The 16029-nt window shown below is 59.6% G+C and carries 17 protein-coding genes; 9 read left to right on the top strand and 8 right to left on the bottom strand.

The window, feature by feature from the left end:
• Positions 1–5 precede the first annotated feature (5 nt).
• Genes AB8B75_RS10940 through AB8B75_RS10930 form a run of 3 tightly spaced genes read right to left on the bottom strand, consistent with a single transcriptional unit; the run spans position 6 to position 2897 of the window.
• On the bottom strand, positions 6–1166 hold the full coding sequence (locus AB8B75_RS10940; RefSeq protein ID WP_405362183.1) for an acyl-CoA dehydrogenase family protein: 1161 nt from the start codon (positions 1164–1166) through the stop codon (positions 6–8).
• Positions 1163–2152 carry a sterol desaturase family protein gene (locus AB8B75_RS10935; RefSeq protein WP_405362181.1) on the bottom strand — a complete coding sequence of 330 codons (990 nt, stop codon included), beginning with the start codon at positions 2150–2152 and terminating at the stop codon, positions 1163–1165. The genes AB8B75_RS10940 and AB8B75_RS10935 overlap by 4 nt, the downstream gene beginning before the upstream one ends.
• A complete protein-coding gene (locus AB8B75_RS10930) occupies positions 2142–2897 on the bottom strand; it encodes a class II aldolase and adducin N-terminal domain-containing protein (RefSeq protein WP_405362179.1) in 756 nt (251 codons plus the stop codon). The genes AB8B75_RS10935 and AB8B75_RS10930 overlap by 11 nt, the downstream gene beginning before the upstream one ends.
• Positions 2898–3004: 107 nt before the next feature.
• Between AB8B75_RS10930 and AB8B75_RS10925 the strand changes: the two genes are divergently transcribed.
• Positions 3005–3877, top strand: a complete 873-nt coding sequence (locus AB8B75_RS10925) for a LysR substrate-binding domain-containing protein (RefSeq protein WP_405362177.1) — start codon at positions 3005–3007, stop codon at positions 3875–3877.
• Between the two features lie 32 nt (positions 3878–3909).
• Here AB8B75_RS10925 and AB8B75_RS10920 read toward each other — a convergent pair whose 3' ends face one another.
• Positions 3910–4329, bottom strand: a complete 420-nt coding sequence (locus tag AB8B75_RS10920; RefSeq protein ID WP_405362175.1) for a VOC family protein — start codon at positions 4327–4329, stop codon at positions 3910–3912.
• Positions 4330–4379: 50 nt separating this feature from the next.
• Here AB8B75_RS10920 and ade point away from each other — a divergent pair, with 50 nt between their 5' ends.
• From ade to AB8B75_RS10905, 3 genes are all read left to right on the top strand, one after another.
• A complete protein-coding gene (ade, locus tag AB8B75_RS10915) occupies positions 4380–6182 on the top strand; it encodes an adenine deaminase (protein ID WP_405362173.1) in 1803 nt (600 codons plus the stop codon).
• Complete coding sequence (locus AB8B75_RS10910) at positions 6179–7642, top strand: AMP nucleosidase (protein ID WP_405362172.1); 1464 nt, start codon at positions 6179–6181, stop codon at positions 7640–7642. The genes ade and AB8B75_RS10910 overlap by 4 nt, the downstream gene beginning before the upstream one ends.
• A 140-nt stretch (positions 7643–7782) precedes the next feature.
• On the top strand, positions 7783–8070 hold the full coding sequence (locus tag AB8B75_RS10905; protein ID WP_405362170.1) for an HU family DNA-binding protein: 288 nt from the start codon (positions 7783–7785) through the stop codon (positions 8068–8070).
• A gap of 75 nt (positions 8071–8145) precedes the next feature.
• Here the strand turns inward: AB8B75_RS10905 and AB8B75_RS10900 are convergent, their stop codons facing one another.
• Positions 8146–8742 carry an ATP-dependent Clp protease proteolytic subunit gene (locus tag AB8B75_RS10900; RefSeq protein WP_405362169.1) on the bottom strand — a complete coding sequence of 199 codons (597 nt, stop codon included), beginning with the start codon at positions 8740–8742 and terminating at the stop codon, positions 8146–8148.
• Between the two features lie 171 nt (positions 8743–8913).
• Here AB8B75_RS10900 and AB8B75_RS10895 point away from each other — a divergent pair, with 171 nt between their 5' ends.
• Positions 8914–9783, top strand: a complete 870-nt coding sequence (locus AB8B75_RS10895) for a DMT family transporter (RefSeq protein WP_405362167.1) — start codon at positions 8914–8916, stop codon at positions 9781–9783.
• A 214-nt stretch (positions 9784–9997) separates the two neighbouring features.
• Here the strand turns inward: AB8B75_RS10895 and AB8B75_RS10890 are convergent, their stop codons facing one another.
• Positions 9998–10534, bottom strand: a complete 537-nt coding sequence (locus tag AB8B75_RS10890; RefSeq protein WP_405362165.1) for a TetR/AcrR family transcriptional regulator — start codon at positions 10532–10534, stop codon at positions 9998–10000.
• Between the two features lie 75 nt (positions 10535–10609).
• Between AB8B75_RS10890 and AB8B75_RS10885 the strand changes: the two genes are divergently transcribed.
• Complete coding sequence (locus AB8B75_RS10885) at positions 10610–10960, top strand: hypothetical protein (RefSeq protein WP_405362163.1); 351 nt, start codon at positions 10610–10612, stop codon at positions 10958–10960.
• Between the two features lie 253 nt (positions 10961–11213).
• Positions 11214–12200 (top strand): GlxA family transcriptional regulator, encoded by a 987-nt coding sequence (locus AB8B75_RS10880; RefSeq protein WP_405362161.1) that lies wholly within the window; start codon positions 11214–11216, stop codon positions 12198–12200.
• 66 nt (positions 12201–12266) lie between these two features.
• Here the strand turns inward: AB8B75_RS10880 and AB8B75_RS10875 are convergent, their stop codons facing one another.
• Entirely contained in the window at positions 12267–12788 is a 522-nt protein-coding gene (locus tag AB8B75_RS10875) for a glutathione peroxidase (RefSeq protein WP_405362159.1), read from the bottom strand.
• 136 nt (positions 12789–12924) lie between these two features.
• Between AB8B75_RS10875 and msrB the strand changes: the two genes are divergently transcribed.
• Together msrB and msrA are read left to right on the top strand one after the other, a co-directional pair.
• Positions 12925–13374, top strand: a complete 450-nt coding sequence (msrB, locus tag AB8B75_RS10870) for a peptide-methionine (R)-S-oxide reductase MsrB (RefSeq protein ID WP_405362157.1) — start codon at positions 12925–12927, stop codon at positions 13372–13374.
• Positions 13371–13892 carry a peptide-methionine (S)-S-oxide reductase MsrA gene (gene msrA / locus AB8B75_RS10865; RefSeq protein WP_405362155.1) on the top strand — a complete coding sequence of 174 codons (522 nt, stop codon included), beginning with the start codon at positions 13371–13373 and terminating at the stop codon, positions 13890–13892. Before msrB ends, msrA begins: the two co-directional genes overlap by 4 nt.
• 82 nt (positions 13893–13974) lie before the next feature.
• Here the strand turns inward: msrA and AB8B75_RS10860 are convergent, their stop codons facing one another.
• Positions 13975–15993, bottom strand: a complete 2019-nt coding sequence (locus AB8B75_RS10860; RefSeq protein ID WP_405362153.1) for a hydantoinase/oxoprolinase N-terminal domain-containing protein — start codon at positions 15991–15993, stop codon at positions 13975–13977.
• Between the last annotated feature and the right edge of the window lie 36 nt (positions 15994–16029).

Here is a 16029-nt window from a genome sequence, read left to right as displayed (position 1 = left end):
AGGGTTCAGGCCCCCAGGGCACGCAGCAGATCCCGGCTGATGATGTGGCGCTGGATCTCCGACGTCCCGTCCCAGATCCGCTCCACCCGCGCATCGCGCCAGAACCGCTCCAGCGGGTAGTCATTCATCAACCCCATACCGCCGTGAATCTGGATTGCAGCATCGGTGACACGCGCAAGCATCTCGGAAGCATAGAGCTTGGCGCTGGCAATCTCGCGGTTGGCTGGCAATTCCTTGTCGAGCCGGTCCGCACTGGCCAGTGTGAGCAAATCGGCGGCATCTATTTCGGTCACCATATCCGCCAGCTGAAAGCTGACCCCCTGGAATTTGCCGATCTTCTGGCCGAATTGCTCGCGTTCCGCCGCGTAGTTCAGCGCGTAGTCAAAGACACGGCGCGCGCGCCCTACGCTCATCGTGGCCACAGTGATCCGCGTGGCATAAAGCCAGGTGTTCATCACCTCGAACCCGCCATCGACCGCGCCCAGCACCTGCGCATCCGGCAAGCGGCACTCGTCGAAATCGAGGATCATGTTCTTGTAGCCACGATGGCTGACCGATTTGTAACCGTCCCGGATGGTGAAACCCGGCGTGCCGCGATCCACCAGAAAGGCCGTGATGCGTTTCTTGGGGCCTTTTGGTGTCTGATCCTCGCCTGTGGCAATGAAGACGATAATGAAATCGGCATGCTCCGCACCGGAAATGAAATGTTTGGTGCCATTCACCACCCAATCCCCGCCCTCGCGTCGTGCTGCACATTTCATACCGCGCACGTCAGATCCCGCACCCGGTTCGGTCATCGCCAAGGCATCCATCTTTTCGCCACGCACCGCCGGCATCAAATAGCGCTCCACCTGCGCGCCCTCACAGGCCATCAGGATGTTCTGCGGGCGGCCAAAGAAATGGTTCAAGGCCATCGATCCACGACCCAATTCGCGCTCCACCAGCGCAAACTCCAGATGATTCAAACCGGCACACCCGACGGATTCCGGAAAATTACAGGCATAAAACCCAAGTTCTATGGTCTTGCGTTTGATCTCATCGGCTATTTCCTGCGGCACTTCGCCAGTGCGCTCCACCACATCTTCATGCGGGTAGATCTCGTTTTCCACAAAGCTGCGGACCGTATCCGCGATCATATGGTGCTCGTCCGTGAGGCCGTAATTCATGTATACATCTGCTTTTTGCGCGCGCGGGTTTCTTCTGTGGCTTGCGCCGATCCATCATGGTAGCTGCCAAACCAACGGTCCCAGGGCATTTCGACTGTGCCGTAATTGCATTCGAAATAGCGGTGATGCAGTTGGTGAAAGAACACCCCGATCTGCGCCCGGCGCTTGTCTTGGACCACAAGGTCTTCAAACCCCGAGTGCGAGAATACCGGGTGCGTGGATTGCACATAGCCATGGAACAGCACATGCAACGGGTGGCTGGGCACAATAAAGTGGATCGCGAAGTTTGTATAAAACAGGATGTGCTCAATCGGGTGCATCGAGATGCCCGACCAAGGCCCCACATTCACGTTCCTGTGGTGCAGCGCATGCGCCATTTTGTACAGCGGCGGCCAATGCAGCAGCCTGTGCACCCAATAGAAGTGAAAGCTCGACCAGATCGGGATCAGCACAAAAAACGCAACAAACCAGAGCGGATTGCCCGGGAAGAGCGCAACCGGCGCATAGCCATTTGCCATGGCCCAAAACACCGCCACCTGCGCCGCCGTCCAGATCGTGATGCCGCTGGCAATGTGCCAGAACATATTGTCATAGACTTGATTGCCAAAGGTGAAACCGCCATTGTCGCGCGCTTGATCGCGGGGGTCGTATTTGGTGCGGTCCCCCTGCCCTTTGCGCATGATCAAACAATAATGCAAGGTGCCTGCGCACATCACCTGCGGCACCAAATTGGCGATCCAGACCTGCGCTACCCAAGCCCAGCCCAGCACCTGCATCTCTGCAAGGTCGGGCAAAATCAGAAAATAAGCGGCCACAGCGATGACAAAACAAAGAGTGGTTGTCGACAGTTCCAGCCAGAACGCCGCGTACCAGCGAAAAACGGCGGCCGGTTTGGAGGGCCATTGAAACAGAGGGTTTTGTGCAAGCGGTGTTTCCGGCCGAAAATTCCATCGCCCGGCCTCGCGGGCCTCCGCGTCATTGGGCATAGGTGGATCCTTCCTCATCCAGGATGGCTTTGAGTTCGGCCAGATGGCGCAGATCCTGTTCGGGGTATTCTTCAATCTCGCGCGCGGTTTTTTCAGCCACATCATCCGGCAGAACACGCAGTGGTTTGCCCGTTTGCAGCGCGATCATATAAGTCATGCAGGCGCGTTCGAAGTAGAACAACCGGTTGAAGGTGTCGGCGACCGTGTCGCCAATGACCATGATGCCGTGGTTGCCCATGACCATGACCTTTTTCTTCGGGTCATCAAAAAGTTGCGCACAGCGCTCGCCCTCTTCCTCAAACGCAAGCCCGCCGTAGTTTTCATCCACGACAACCCTGTCAAAGAACATGCAAGCGTTCTGGTCCACCGGTGGAAGTCGGCTATCGGCCAGCGCTGCAAGCGCGGTCGCATAAGGCGAATGCACGTGCATCGCGCACCGGGCATGGGCACAGTGGCGGTGCATCCCACCGTGCAGGCCCCAAGCTGTGGGGTCCGGCGCGTCCGGGCCCTCGAGGGCTTTGGGATCATTGATATCCACCACAATCAGATCCGAGGCCTTGATGCGCGAAAAATGCATCTGATTGGGATTCATCAGAAACCTTGTGCCGCTGTCATTGATCGCCAGACTAAAGTGATTAGCCACCGCTTCGTGCATGTTCAGCCGCACGGTCCAGCGAAAGGCCGCGGCGAGATCCACGCGTTCTTGCCAGTTGTCCATATTGGGGCGCATTTGGGTCACGGTCATGTGGTCGTCCTCCGGTCTGATCGCCCATAGGAGAACACCCAAAGCGCTTGTTTGACCAATGAAAAAATCGTAAGTGACGCATAAGTTAAACTAATGGATACGTTATAGTGACTGGCCTGCCCCCTCTGAACTGGCTGCGCGCCTTTGAAGCCTCGGCGCGAAACCTCAGCTTTACCGGGGCTGCGCGGGACTTGAACATGACCCAAAGCGCTGTGAGCCAGCAGATCAAAGCCCTGGAAGGGTTTCTGGGGCGCCCGCTGTTTCACCGCCGCCCGCGCGCGCTGGAACTCACGCAAACCGGCATCAGCTATCTGCCCGTGGTGCGCGACGCTTTCCGCACCCTTGCTCATGGCACCCGCGCGCTTACACGAAACGAAAGCGATGTGCTCCAGATCCAATGCAACCTGACCTTTGCCATTCAATGGCTTGCGCCGCGGTTGCCCCGGTTCCGACAAGCCCATCCCGAGGTGCAAATCAATCTGATGACAGAGCTTTGGGAAGCCCGTGACATGGCCGAGGGGGCGGATGTGGAAATTCGGTTCTCCGTGCGCCCCTCAGATCAAGTCCATGCGGAACTTCTGGCGACCGATCACTACTACCCTGTCTGCGCACCGGGCTATCCGGTGACGCTCGAAACGCTGGCGCATCACCCGCTTTATGACTGCTCGAACATGATGGGCACCTGGGCGGTCTGGGCCGAAGAGCAGGGCTTGGACTGGTCCGACCCCGTGGTGACCTATGCCACAACCTATTCAATCCCGCTCTCCGTGGCCGTAACGGGCGGCGGCATGGCGCTCGCGCACGACATCATCGCACAGGGTCTGATCGATGCGGGCCACCTCATCGTGCCCTTCGCTCACCGCGCCCGGATGCAGGAAGCCTACTACCTGATCCAATCCCCCCGCGCTCAGGCCATGCCGTCTGCACAAGCGTTTTCAAGCTGGTTACGACAAGAGATCTTCGGACGCGGGGCGGTCTAATGCCCGCCCCAAGGGCCCCTTGTCCGACCCGTCTAAATTGCCCGGCTGGGCACCCAGGCATACCCATCGTTACACAAGATGTAGGCCTCGCGCAGGCCGTGAGGTTTGTCCGTGGGCGGTTGCAGGATCATAGCCCCCAGCGCTTCTGCCTTGGCAACGGCCTCTTCCGGATCCGTGTCGTAGAGCCGAATCTCAACACCAGCCCCGCGCGGCGGGTTTTCCGGCAGCAAGCCCAAAAGCGGGTTGGCCCCATAGGTGCCGTCACTGTGCAACTGAAAGACTTCCGCGCCATAGGTGATGATCGCGAAATCCGCGCTCAGTCGATGCACACCCATATCAAATACACTGTGCAAAAAGGCGCTGGTCCCCCGCACATCCCGCACGAGTAGGTTCAGACCGATCCCACGCAGGCTTTTGCCGAAATCATCCGCCGAGACAGTTTCATAGTCCATCTGATGCGCTCCTCGCTTGAACATCCCTAAAACCCGTGTCACCTAGGGACATGACGCAGAAAACTTTTCCCACATGGCCCGAAGCAGCAGCCCAGCTGATCGCCGTTGCCACGGGTCAAAGCCCCGCAGATACAGTGATACAGGGCGGTAAATGGGTCAATGTCCATACCCGAGAGGTGCTGGACGGCTACGACATCGCCATTGCCGCCGGTCGCATCGCCTGTGTTGTGCCCGATGCCGCCTCTTGTGTCGGGCCCAAAACCAAGGTCATCCAGGCGCATGGGCGCTATATGATCCCCGGCCTGTGCGACGGGCATATGCACATCGAAAGCGGCATGCTCACCCCGGCGGAATTCGCCCGTGCGGTCATTCCGCATGGCACCACCTCCATGTTCACCGATCCGCATGAGATCGCCAATGTGCTGGGGCTCGACGGTGTGCGCATGATGCATGACGAGGCGTTGATGCAACCGGTCAACATCTTCAACCAAATGCCCTCCTGCGCGCCTTCTGCGCCCGGCATGGAAACCACCGGCTTCGAGATATCGCCCGAAGACGTGGCGGAAGCCATGCAATGGCCCGGGATCATCGGGCTGGGCGAGATGATGAATTTCCCCGGCGTATCCAACGCCGATCCCAAGATGCTGGCCGAAATCGCCGCCACCCAGAACGCCGGTAAAACCGTGGGCGGGCACTATGCCTCACCCGATCTGGGTCCGGCCTTTGCCGGCTATGTCGCGGGCGGGCCAGCGGACGACCACGAAGGCACCTGTGAGGCCGACGCCATCGCGCGGATGCGCCAGGGCATGCGGTCGATGATCCGATTGGGGTCGGCCTGGTATGACGTCGAAACCCAGATCACCGCCATCACCGAAAAAGGCCTCGACCCGCGCAATATGATCCTGTGCACAGACGATTGTCACTCCGGCACGTTGGTCGGCGAGGGGCATATGAACCGGGTGGTGCGCCACGCGATCGATTGCGGCTGTGATCCGCTGGTCGCATTGCAGATGGCCACGATCAACACTGCCACGCATTTTGGCCTGGAACGCGAGATCGGCTCCCTGACACCGGGCCGTCGGGCCGATGTAATCCTGACATCGGATTTGAAATCTCTGCCCATCGAAACCGTGATCGCACGGGGCGAGATCATTGCGGAAGATGGCACCTGTCTGGTGGATTGCCCGCATTTCGATTGGCCTGACGCAGCCCGTCAAACCGTCCATATGGGCAAGGCGCTGGGGCCGGATGATTTCAAGATCCCCGCGCCCACCGGGGCCAATGCCGTGCGCGCCAATGTGATCGGCGTTGTGGAAAATCAGGCCCCGACTAAGGCCTTGCAATTCGAGCTGCCAGTTACCGAAGGCCGTGTACAGGCCACGGGCGAAGTCTGCCAGATTGCGCTGGTCGAACGCCACCGCGCCACGGGCGCCGTAACCAACGCCTTTGTCTCGGGCTTTGGCTATGACGGGCCAATGGCCATGGCCTCCACCGTGGCCCACGACAGTCACCATATGATCGTGGTGGGCACCGACGTGGACCACATGGCGCAGGCCGCCAACCGATTGGGCGAGGTCGGCGGCGGCATCGTGATCTTCAAGGACGGGGTAGAATTGGCTCTGGTCGAACTGCCCATCGCTGGCCTGATGTCAGACCGCCCTGCCACCGAAGTTGCCGCCAAGGCGGATCAGATGATGCAGGCCATGCGCGACTGTGGCTGCACACTCAATAACGCCTATATGCAGCATTCGTTGCTGGCCCTTGTGGTCATCCCGGAGCTTCGGATTTCCGATCTGGGCTTAGTAGACGTTCGCAGTTTTGAATTCATTCCAGTAATCGAGCCCTTGTCATGACCGAAATACAAACCCCGAACGCCCCTGTCGCCGAGGAATTCCATGATGCGACCGCTGCGGTGGCGCGACTGGAGGGGCTTTACAACCAGGCCAGCACCTTTCTCTGCGACCACTTCATCAAGGCCATCACGCAAGGCGCACCGGAAAAACGCGTCCGTGCTTTCTATCCCGAAGTGTTGTTTAAAACCTCAAGCTACGCGCAGGTCGATACCCGCCTGAGCTTTGGTCATGTCTCTGCGCCCGGCAGCTTTCGCGCCACCATCACGCGCCCGGATCTCTTTCGCAGCTACTTGATCCAACAGATCGGCCTGCTGATCGAAAACCACGGCCAACCTGTCAGCATCGGCCCCTCGCAAACGCCCATGCCGGTGCATTTCGCCGTGGCCAATGACGCCCATATCACCGTGCCGCAAGAAGGCGCCGCCGACTTCACTCTGCGCGATGTCTTTGACGTGCCGGATCTGTCGACCACCAATGATGACATCGTAAACGGCACCTATGTCGCAACCGACGGCGTCGGGCCCCTGGCCCCTTTCACCGCACAGCGGGTGGATTATTCACTGGCGCGGCTGACCCATTATACAGCGACCGACGCCAGCCACTTTCAGAACCATGTGCTCTTTACCAATTACCAGTTCTACGTTTCCGAATTCGAAGCCTACGCACGGACCCAGCTTGACGACCCGGCCTCGGGCTATACCGCCTTTGTCTCCACCGACAACGCGACCATCACCGCTGGCGACCAACCGCTCGCCGATCCGATCAAGACGCCTCAGATGCCAACCTACCATCTCAAACGCGCTGATGGCTCAGGCATCACGCTGGTCAACATCGGCGTGGGCCCTTCCAATGCCAAAACCGCCACCGATCACATCGCGGTCTTGCGCCCCCACGCCTGGCTGATGGTCGGGCACTGCGCCGGGCTGCGCAATTCTCAGGCGCTCGGCGACTTTGTGCTGGCCCATGCCTACCTGCGCGAAGATCACGTGCTGGATGACGATTTGCCGCCCTGGGTACCGATCCCGGCGCTGGCTGAGATTCAGATCGCGTTGGAGCAATCCGTGGCCGAGGTCACCAATCTCGAAGGCTACGAGCTCAAGCGCGTGATGCGCACAGGCACGGTCGCCACCTATGACGACCGCAACTGGGAGTTGCGCGACCAATCCGGCCCGGTGCAACGCCTCAGCCAATCCCGCGCCGTCGCACTGGACATGGAAAGCGCCACAATCGCCGCCAATGGCTACCGGTTCCGGGTGCCCTACGGCACGCTCTTATGTGTTTCGGACAAGCCCCTGCACGGCGAATTGAAGCTCCCCGGCATGGCCTCAGACTTCTATAAAACGCAGGTCGCACGCCACTTGATGATCGGAATTCATGCCATGGAACGCCTGCGCGAGATGCCGCTGGAACGCATCCACAGTCGGAAATTACGCTCGTTTGAGGAGACAGCCTTCCTCTGAGGACCAAAAACCCAATAAAATAGGTTAATTTTGCATATTTTTGCTTGCATTGCTCTACTAATCGTTGTGTTGATACACAACATCCGGGTAGTTTTTGGTCATGAGGCCCTACTGTTCGGGCAGCGAAGGAGAATAAGAAAATGGCAAAACCAATGACAAAAACTCAACTCGTCGCGGCACTGGCCGAAGAGATGGGTGTTGACAAGAAATCCGCAGGTTCAGCGCTTGACGCGGTTTGCAACCTGATCACAAGTGAAGTTTCAGGCGGCGGCGCGGTTACGCTTCCAGGTGTCGGCAAAATCTATTGCCGCGAACGCCCGGAGCGCATGGTGCGCAACCCTGCCACCGGTGAGCAATTCAAAAAAGACGCGGACAAGGTGGTCAAAATGACCATCGCCAAAGCGCTCAAAGACAGCGTGAACGGCTAACCACCGCACATGCTAGACTGTTCAAGGGTCGCCTTTGGGCGGCCCTTTTTTGTCAGAACCCCTGGCGAAACAAGCTCATGCGCCCAACTCATCCACCGATGAAATCACCTTCCCGACCAGACCGTAGTCCAGGGCCTCTTGCGTGGTCAGCCAGAAATCGCGCCCGATGTCGGCTTCGATCTTTTCGCGGGTCTGACCGGTCGCCGTGGCAAACAACGTATAGAACCGTTCCGTCATAATCCGGATCTGCTCTGCCTGGATCATCATGTCCGTGGCCTGTCCGCCGATCCCACCACGGGGCTGGTGCAAAAGAAACCGCGTGTTCGGCAGGCAATAGCGGTTTTCCGACGCCGCACCGACAAAGATGAGCGCGCCCGCGCTGGCAACCCACCCGGACCCGATTGTGCGCACCTTGGGGCGGATGAACTTGATCACATCATGCACCATATCGCCACTTTCCACATGGCCGCCGGGCGAAGAGATATAAACATTGATCGGATCGTCACTCTCCTCCGCTAGCGCCAGCAAATGGGTCACCGTGCGCTGCGCAAGTTTGTCGTTGATCTCGCCGGCGATGATCACATTGCGGCTTTTGAAAAACAGCGCGTCGATGCGACCGTCACTGGATTTCTCTGGCGCCTGGCTTGTGTCGTCGAGCATCGTGTCAGACATTGTGTCTCTCCCTGAACGTAACCTATGCGGGAAACCTAGCCAGATTTTCCGCAGTGTCCAGAGCCCGTGGCGGCGACAGAGCACACTGGCGCGCGGGCCGATCCGCACCTTGCCCTTGCCGATGATTTAGGAAAAGGTCGCGCCAAAGGCAGACCCGTCAGAAAGGCCCCCATGGACATCCGCGCAATCCTCGCAGGGCTTGGCTTTGCGCTCATGTGGTCGTCGGCCTTTACATCCGCGCGGATCATTGTAGCCGATGCCTCGCCGTTGGCCGCCCTGACCCTGCGCTATCTAATCTCCGGGCTGCTTGGGGTCGCCATTGCCCGGATGCTGGGGCAGACGTGGCAGCTGACACCAAAACAATGGCGCGCGACCATCGTCTTCGGCGTACTTCAAAACGCCGTCTACCTCGGGCTGAATTTCGTGGCCATGCAGACCATTGAGGCCTCTGTCGCCGCAATCATCGCCTCGACCATGCCTTTGCTCGTGGCACTTGCCGGGTGGGTCTTTCTCGGAGACAACCTCAAACCCCTGAGCGTCGCAGGGCTGGTGGCCGGGGTGATCGGTGTCGGTTTGATCATGGGCGCACGCATCACCGGTGGCGTCGATCTCGTTGGCCTGATGCTCTGCACGATCGGCGTAGTCGCTCTGACCGTTGCCACACTCGCCGTGCGGGGGGCCACATCCGGCGGCAATTTCCTGATGATCGTCGGCTTGCAAATGCTGGTCGGCTGTGCGGCTCTCGCCCTCGCAACAGCGCTCTTTGAAACGCCGCGGGTCACGCCCAGTTGGCCTCTGGCCGCCGCCTTTGCCTATACCACGCTGGTGCCCGGACTGGCCGCGACCTTCGTGTGGTTCTGGCTGGTCAACCGGATCGGTGCAACACGAGCGGCCACATTCCACTTTCTCAACCCGTTATTCGGCGTCGCCATAGCAGCGCTGCTCCTGGACGAGAGCCTCGGGCTGCGCGATGTGCTGGGTGTGGCGATCATCACAGTGGGCATTCTGGCGGTGCAACTGTCCCGACACGCCAAACCGTGATTTTCACTATCAACTGCGACGATCTTTTGGCCATGATACATCCGGTTTTAGACCGAAGCTGAAAGGGGTCGACTCCGGCTCAGGCCGAAATCCTATCACAAGACTGAGTGGCATGTCCTCCGACGCAGCGCGGTCATATGACAAAAAAGTCGGACGACCGGTCAGAGCCCATTGCGCCTCCTAGAATGCACTTATTTTCAACGAATCCTGCTTCTTACGAGTGGAAAAGGGCAATTATTTTCTCAAATTCAACATCCGTGAATTGCATGTCATTGCCATTCGCCATCATCATTTGACCCAGATAGGCCCAGTAAAGAAAGGTTGCCTTGCTTCGAGCCGAAGCGTCGGCAGCATCGTGCGCTGCCAACAGGTCATTGATGTAGTTTATCCGTTCATTGTCTACCGAAACGACAGCACTTGCGGCCTCTGGATTTGGAATTGCCCATGCCCTAACAGCCCGCTCTAAATCACGATCCGAATTGAACGCTCTTTGCATCAAAGCACGCAATCGGCCCGCGCTACTGTCTAGCCTGTCAATGTCGGCGATCACCTGTAGGGTTGAGCGTTGCCGCCAAAGATCCAGAACAGCACGTTGAAAAACGCTGATATCTTTAAAATGCCAATAGAAGCTTCCACGCGACACCTTCAACGCTTTTGCCAAAGGTTCCGCCTTGAGCGCGTTAAAACCCTTTTTTTCTAGGGTTCTCAAGCCGTGCTGGACCCATTTTTCTTTTGTTAGATGGTCTGACATGGGAATACCATACACAACTGTCTTGACTCCTTCCAGCGGCAAGTTTAGGGCATACATATATGTATGGAGTAGAGCATGGACAACGCTTTATTGATTATGGGTGGCGCGTGCGGAATGCTTGTCGCTGTTGGACACGGATTTATTGGGCACAAAAAAGTATTGCAGCCCCTCACTGGGCCATCCCGGGCAATGCTGAGACTGAATTACGCCGTGTTCCAAATGACGGCCGTTTATTGGTTCGCAGGCGGTGCTGCGCTGGTTCTGGCTCCGTTTACCCTCGATCCAGAAATGCGCCTTGCAGTCGCGGTGATGGTGGCTTTTGTATATGCCGTCGGGGCATCGGGGAACATGTGGCTCACACGCGGCCGCCATTTTGGTGGATATGCACTAGCCTTAGCGGCGGCATTGTCTTTGCTTGGTGGGTGAAGGGCGGTATTGTCCGCATAGCCGCCGACCAAAGCTTGACGTTGAAAGGCCGCTTTCGCTTGTTTGTCCTAAAAAGCCCAATGTCAAAAAAGGGAAAAAACCTACAACAGCAAAACTAGGTACTTGCTTAGTACAGATCAGAGATCGTTCAATGGGGACAGTCTACAGAGACGTTAGCGTATCAAAACGCGCCAGAATGGAGGTCTGGGAAGCTAATGTACGATCTCGCACTGAGCCGGAATCGGACCCCGAAATGACCTTGCAGCATGCGGCTAAACCCTATGCCTTTGTGCTGGTGCCAGGCTATTCGCAACTGGGATTCGCCTGCGCGATCGAGGCACTTTCGCTGGCGAACCGTCACCCTGGCGCCGACCCGTATTATCGCTGGCGGCTGCTCAGCGAGGATGGCGCGCCCGTGCCCGCTTACAACGGGGTCGTCACTCAGGTCGATGGGCCGCTGGTGGCCTTGGACCGCTCGGAGACAATCGTGATCTGCGCCGGCGAGGACGTGGGCAAAAGTGCCAGCAAGACCCTGACCAACTGGCTGCGCCGCGAAGTGCGCCGCGGCATGGATTTCGGCGCCTTGTCATCGGGCACCTATATCCTCGCACGCGCGGGTCTTCTGGCCGGAAAGCGCGTCACCACACATTGGGAATACCGCGCTGCCCTGACCGAAATACTCCCCGATGTCATCATGGAGGATACGATAATTTCCATCGATGGGCGGGTTTTCACCACGGCGGGCGGGGCGGCATCGATGGACATGATGCTGGAGCGTATCAGAGCGGATTATGGCGTAGATCTGGCCAAATGGGTGGCCGATCAGATGGTTTATACCGACCCGCGCCTGCCCGATCATGCCCAGCGCATGTCGCTGCAAACACATACGCAAGTGCGTAACGGCAAGCTGGCACTGGCCATGCAGATCATGGAAAACAACATAGAAGACCCGCTCACACCGGATGAGATTTCCGCCATCGTGGAAATCTCCACCCGTCAGCTGGAGCGTCTCTTTGCCAAATACGTCGGCCTATCGCCCAAGCGACACTATCTGAGGCTGCGGCTGGAAAAAGCCCGCGATCTGCTGCGGCAAACCGATTTCTCCGTGACCGATGTCTGTGTCGCCTGCGGGTTCAAATCTCTGTCGCATTTTTCCAAGAGCTACCGCGCCGCCTATGGCATCAGCCCGGGCGTCGACGGCAGCAGCAACAGCAAGCTGATCTGGCATGGCGGGATATGACGGCTTTTGGCCGGGCCAGAAACCGCGCGCGCCCACCGCCCCGCGCCGTGATCAACATCAAACGGCCTAGTTCAACAGCCCCTCAATCGCGCGGGTGATCTTGGGCGACTGAGGTCGGGTACTGGCCCCCCAGGTCCCGACCACGTCCCCGTCGGGACCGATCAGCACCTTATTGAAATTCCAGCGCGGCGTGAACCCGGTTTCCTGTGCCACCTCTCGGTAAAACGGATGCGCCTGCGTGCCGGTGACAGGCGTGATATCCGCCATCGGGATATCCAGCCCAAAATTCATCTCGCAGAATTCCTTGACCTCTTCGGCGCTGCCAAGCTCCTGACGAAAATCATCTGACGGCACCGCCAAAACGATCAACCCCGCATCGCGGTAGGTATCATAGAGCGCCTGCAACCCATCATACTGGCCCGTGAACCCGCATTGCGACGCTGTGTTCACCACCAGAACAGGCTGCCCCGCCCAATCGGCCGTGTTCAGCGTGCCGCCGTCGATGGAGGCAAAGGAATGCGGCGACACACCTGCCGCCACCGCCGTGGCCATCGCCGTACTGGTGAGAAGTGCAAAATTCCGTATCATGAACCGCTCCTTATCCGATCCCTTGCAATATAGGGCGTTTCCGCGCAGGGACACGTCTCCGACACCAAATTCGTTTTCCCCTTCCATTCAGCCGATTTTGTCCCATTTAATACCCAAAGGTAAAAAGGAGCGCTTCATGCCCACATATGAAAAAACCGATGCGGCGATCTCGAAACTGTCGCTGGAAGAGTACCGCGTGACCCAGCAAAACGGAACGGAACGGCCTGGCACCGGTCCTTTGCTGAACAACAAGGAACCGGGCATCTACGTCGATATCGTATCTGGCGAGCCGCTTTTTGCCTCCGCTGACAAATACGAATCCGGGTGCGGCTGGCCCAGTTTCACCAAGCCGATCGAACCCGCACATGTCACCGAGTTGCGCGACGCAACCATGGGAATGGTCCGCACCGAAGTGCGCTCGACCCATGGCGACAGCCACCTCGGCCATGTCTTTCCCGATGGGCCGCAGGATCGCGGCGGGCTGCGCTATTGCATCAACTCGGCGTCGCTGCGGTTCATTCACCGTGACGACATGGTGGCCATGGGCTATGGCGAATACGTGGATCAAGTGGAGGATGTGGCATGAGCCAACAACGCGCAGTTCTGGCAGGTGGATGTTTCTGGGGCATGCAGGACCTGATCCGCAAACGGCCCGGGGTTCTCTCGACCCGCGTGGGCTACACCGGCGGTGACGTGCCCCATGCGACCTATCGCAATCACGGCACGCATGCCGAAGGCATCGAGGTCATCTTCGACCCCGCCGTAATCAGCTACCGCGATCTGCTGGCGCTGTTCTTCCAGATCCATGACCCGACCACGCTCAACCGGCAGGGCAACGACATGGGGCTCAGCTACCGGTCGGCCATCTATTACGTCGATGAGGCGCAACGACAAACGGCGCTGGAAACCATCGCAGACGTCGAAGCTTCAGACCTCTGGCCGGGCAAGGTGGTCACCGAAGTCGAACCCGTCTCCGCTTTCTGGGAGGCTGAGCCCGAACATCAAGACTACCTGGAACGGGTGCCAAACGGCTACACCTGCCACTTCCCTCGGGCCGATTGGGTGCTGCCCAAACGCGCCGCTGATACACAGGCCGCCGAATAACCCGCACCACGGGACCACAACCAAAGGCTTCTCCGTCCAGAACGGGGGGCCTTTTGCGATCTACGCTCAGATCCGCCGCGCGCTAGTTTTCAGGCCCATCTACCGCCACCCGCGGGCGGCCCGTGGCCTCCACGGTCAATAGTGCTTCGACAAAAACCTCCCGCGCCTCCACACCCGCGACCCGGATGTCTTTCGAGACGTTCAACTGCACATCCGCCGCACCCGCAGCCAGGGCCGCAGCCCGCGCGTCTTCGCTCAGCCGATGCTCTAAAAGTGCCAGGGCCTCGGCCTGCGAGGCACAATCCTTCGGCCCGCTGTCCAGATGCACCCGAAACCTGCCTTCGGCCGGCGCGGTCACCGTACCGCTCCGGCGCATGGTGACCCGCCCGACAACTGCCCCAATGGCGTTGGCCACATCCGCATGGCGGGGCAAAATCATCTCCGCGCCCAGAACCTCACCTACCGCAGGATAGTAACTCGCCGCCGACGCCCCCAATCCGACAACCGGGATGTTCAACCCGGTGTTGATCCGCACCAGATCGGCGTGGCCCGCCAAGCCGCGCTGCATCAGCACATGCGCCGCCAATGCCTGCGACGCGAGACCAAACTCGCCCGCATCTTCGGCAAAAGCCGCCTCCAGCAAGGCCAATTGCGTCTGATACGTCAGCTGCGCCACGATCAGGCGAGCCATTGCATGCGCATCACCCGCCAAGGTCTCTCCCGACCCGATGCGTTTGCGCGCAAAAAGGGTTGCGGCCTTTTCCGCCGCCGCGCCATCCCACTGAGACACACGCCCCAGCACATGGCTGGCATCGGACGGCGTGATGCCCGAGACCTGCACCAAACCACGCGCCACCAGACGCTGCAAAGCACCGTGCTCGATCCGGGCGCGCAATACCTCTGCCATCGGGCGCACATGCGCACCGATCCGTGCTAGCAAATCCGCCTCGCGCGGGCCCAGACCCTCTGAGGTTAAGCCCGGAATGACACGCAAAAACCGGGCGTCATGTTCTGCAGGCACGGAATTGCGCAACTGTTGATCCAGCGCGCGGTGCACCACTTCAGGCGCTTGCTCGGCCAGCAAACTCACGGGCAAAACGCGGCGCGGGCCGAGCGTCACGCCGCCCTGTAACCCATCGGTCACTACCTGAACCTCGCTGTCGCCGCCCAATCCGGTGGTTCGCATGGCCACGGCCTCCACCATGGTCCGGTGTGGCCCCACGCGCGCACCACCTGGGTCAATCGCCGGCTTGCCATCCCGCAACAGCGCGATGTCCGTGGTTGTCCCGCCGATGTCGCTGACCAGAGCCCGCGTTGCACCGGTGAGCCAGCGCGCGCCGACAATCGAGGCCGCCGGGCCGCTCAGAATGGTTTCGATCGGATGTGCCCGCGCCTGATCTGACGACATCAAGGCCCCGTCCCCGCGCACGACCATCATCGGCGCCGTCACGCCCATGTCGGTCAGAACCTGTTGTGCCCGGCCGATCAACTGGTCGATCATGCCAATCAGCCGGGCATTCAAGACCGCCGTCACCGCGCGTTTCGGGCCGTTTAGCCGTGCCGACAGTTGATGCGAGGCAGAAACAGGCCTGCCGGTGATTTCCGCCACCAACGCCGCCGCGCGCACCTCATGCGCCGGATTGCGCGTGGCAAATTGCGCGGCAACGGCAAATCCGCTGACATCCTGCCCCTGCGTTTCCAGAAACGCGCGCAGGGCGGTTTCATCCAGGGGCAGCGCCTCCGCCCCGGCATGATCATGCCCGCCCGCACAGATCAGACAGGGGTCGCCCTTGAGCGCATCGCCCAACCCATGGGCATCGAGATCGCGCGCCCGAAAGCCAATGTAGATGAGTGCCACGCGCCCGCCCTGCCCCTCCACCAGCGCGTTTGTCGCCAGCGTCGTCGACAGCGACGCCATCGATATCTCGCCCGGCGCCACGGCGGATGCCTCCAGCACCGCGCGGACCGCACCGCCCACGCCGATGGCCAGATCTTCCCGCGTGGTCAGCGCCTTGGCAGAGGCGATAACCTCCGTGTCATCCCGGATCAGCACCGCATCCGTGTAGGTGCCGCCCGTGTCCACGCCCAGCAGAAGGGTCATACCCATCTCCCCTGTCGCGGGTCGCGCGGCAGAAGG

The sequence above is a fragment of the Roseobacter sp. genome (assembly GCF_045106495.1).
Taxonomy (GTDB): domain Bacteria; phylum Pseudomonadota; class Alphaproteobacteria; order Rhodobacterales; family Rhodobacteraceae; genus Roseobacter.
This window is presented reverse-complemented; position numbering and strand designations above follow the sequence as displayed.

Excerpts from the sequence above, each read along its gene's own strand:
- AB8B75_RS10940 (WP_405362183.1), bottom strand. The coding sequence starts at position 1,166 with ATGAATTACGGCCTCACGGACGAGCACCATATGATCGCGGATACGGTC.
- AB8B75_RS10935 (WP_405362181.1), bottom strand. The coding sequence starts at position 2,152 with ATGCCCAATGACGCGGAGGCCCGCGAGGCCGGGCGATGGAATTTTCGG.
- AB8B75_RS10930 (WP_405362179.1), bottom strand. The coding sequence starts at position 2,897 with ATGACCGTGACCCAAATGCGCCCCAATATGGACAACTGGCAAGAACGC.
- AB8B75_RS10920 (WP_405362175.1), bottom strand. The coding sequence starts at position 4,329 with ATGGACTATGAAACTGTCTCGGCGGATGATTTCGGCAAAAGCCTGCGT.
- ade (WP_405362173.1), top strand. The coding sequence starts at position 4,380 with ATGACGCAGAAAACTTTTCCCACATGGCCCGAAGCAGCAGCCCAGCTG.
- AB8B75_RS10910 (WP_405362172.1), top strand. The coding sequence starts at position 6,179 with ATGACCGAAATACAAACCCCGAACGCCCCTGTCGCCGAGGAATTCCAT.
- AB8B75_RS10905 (WP_405362170.1), top strand. The coding sequence starts at position 7,783 with ATGGCAAAACCAATGACAAAAACTCAACTCGTCGCGGCACTGGCCGAA.
- AB8B75_RS10900 (WP_405362169.1), bottom strand. The coding sequence starts at position 8,742 with ATGTCTGACACGATGCTCGACGACACAAGCCAGGCGCCAGAGAAATCC.
- AB8B75_RS10895 (WP_405362167.1), top strand. The coding sequence starts at position 8,914 with ATGGACATCCGCGCAATCCTCGCAGGGCTTGGCTTTGCGCTCATGTGG.
- AB8B75_RS10890 (WP_405362165.1), bottom strand. The coding sequence starts at position 10,534 with ATGTCAGACCATCTAACAAAAGAAAAATGGGTCCAGCACGGCTTGAGA.
- AB8B75_RS10885 (WP_405362163.1), top strand. The coding sequence starts at position 10,610 with ATGGACAACGCTTTATTGATTATGGGTGGCGCGTGCGGAATGCTTGTC.
- AB8B75_RS10880 (WP_405362161.1), top strand. The coding sequence starts at position 11,214 with ATGACCTTGCAGCATGCGGCTAAACCCTATGCCTTTGTGCTGGTGCCA.
- AB8B75_RS10875 (WP_405362159.1), bottom strand. The coding sequence starts at position 12,788 with ATGATACGGAATTTTGCACTTCTCACCAGTACGGCGATGGCCACGGCG.
- msrB (WP_405362157.1), top strand. The coding sequence starts at position 12,925 with ATGCCCACATATGAAAAAACCGATGCGGCGATCTCGAAACTGTCGCTG.
- msrA (WP_405362155.1), top strand. The coding sequence starts at position 13,371 with ATGAGCCAACAACGCGCAGTTCTGGCAGGTGGATGTTTCTGGGGCATG.
- AB8B75_RS10860 (WP_405362153.1), bottom strand. The coding sequence starts at position 15,993 with ATGACCCTTCTGCTGGGCGTGGACACGGGCGGCACCTACACGGATGCG.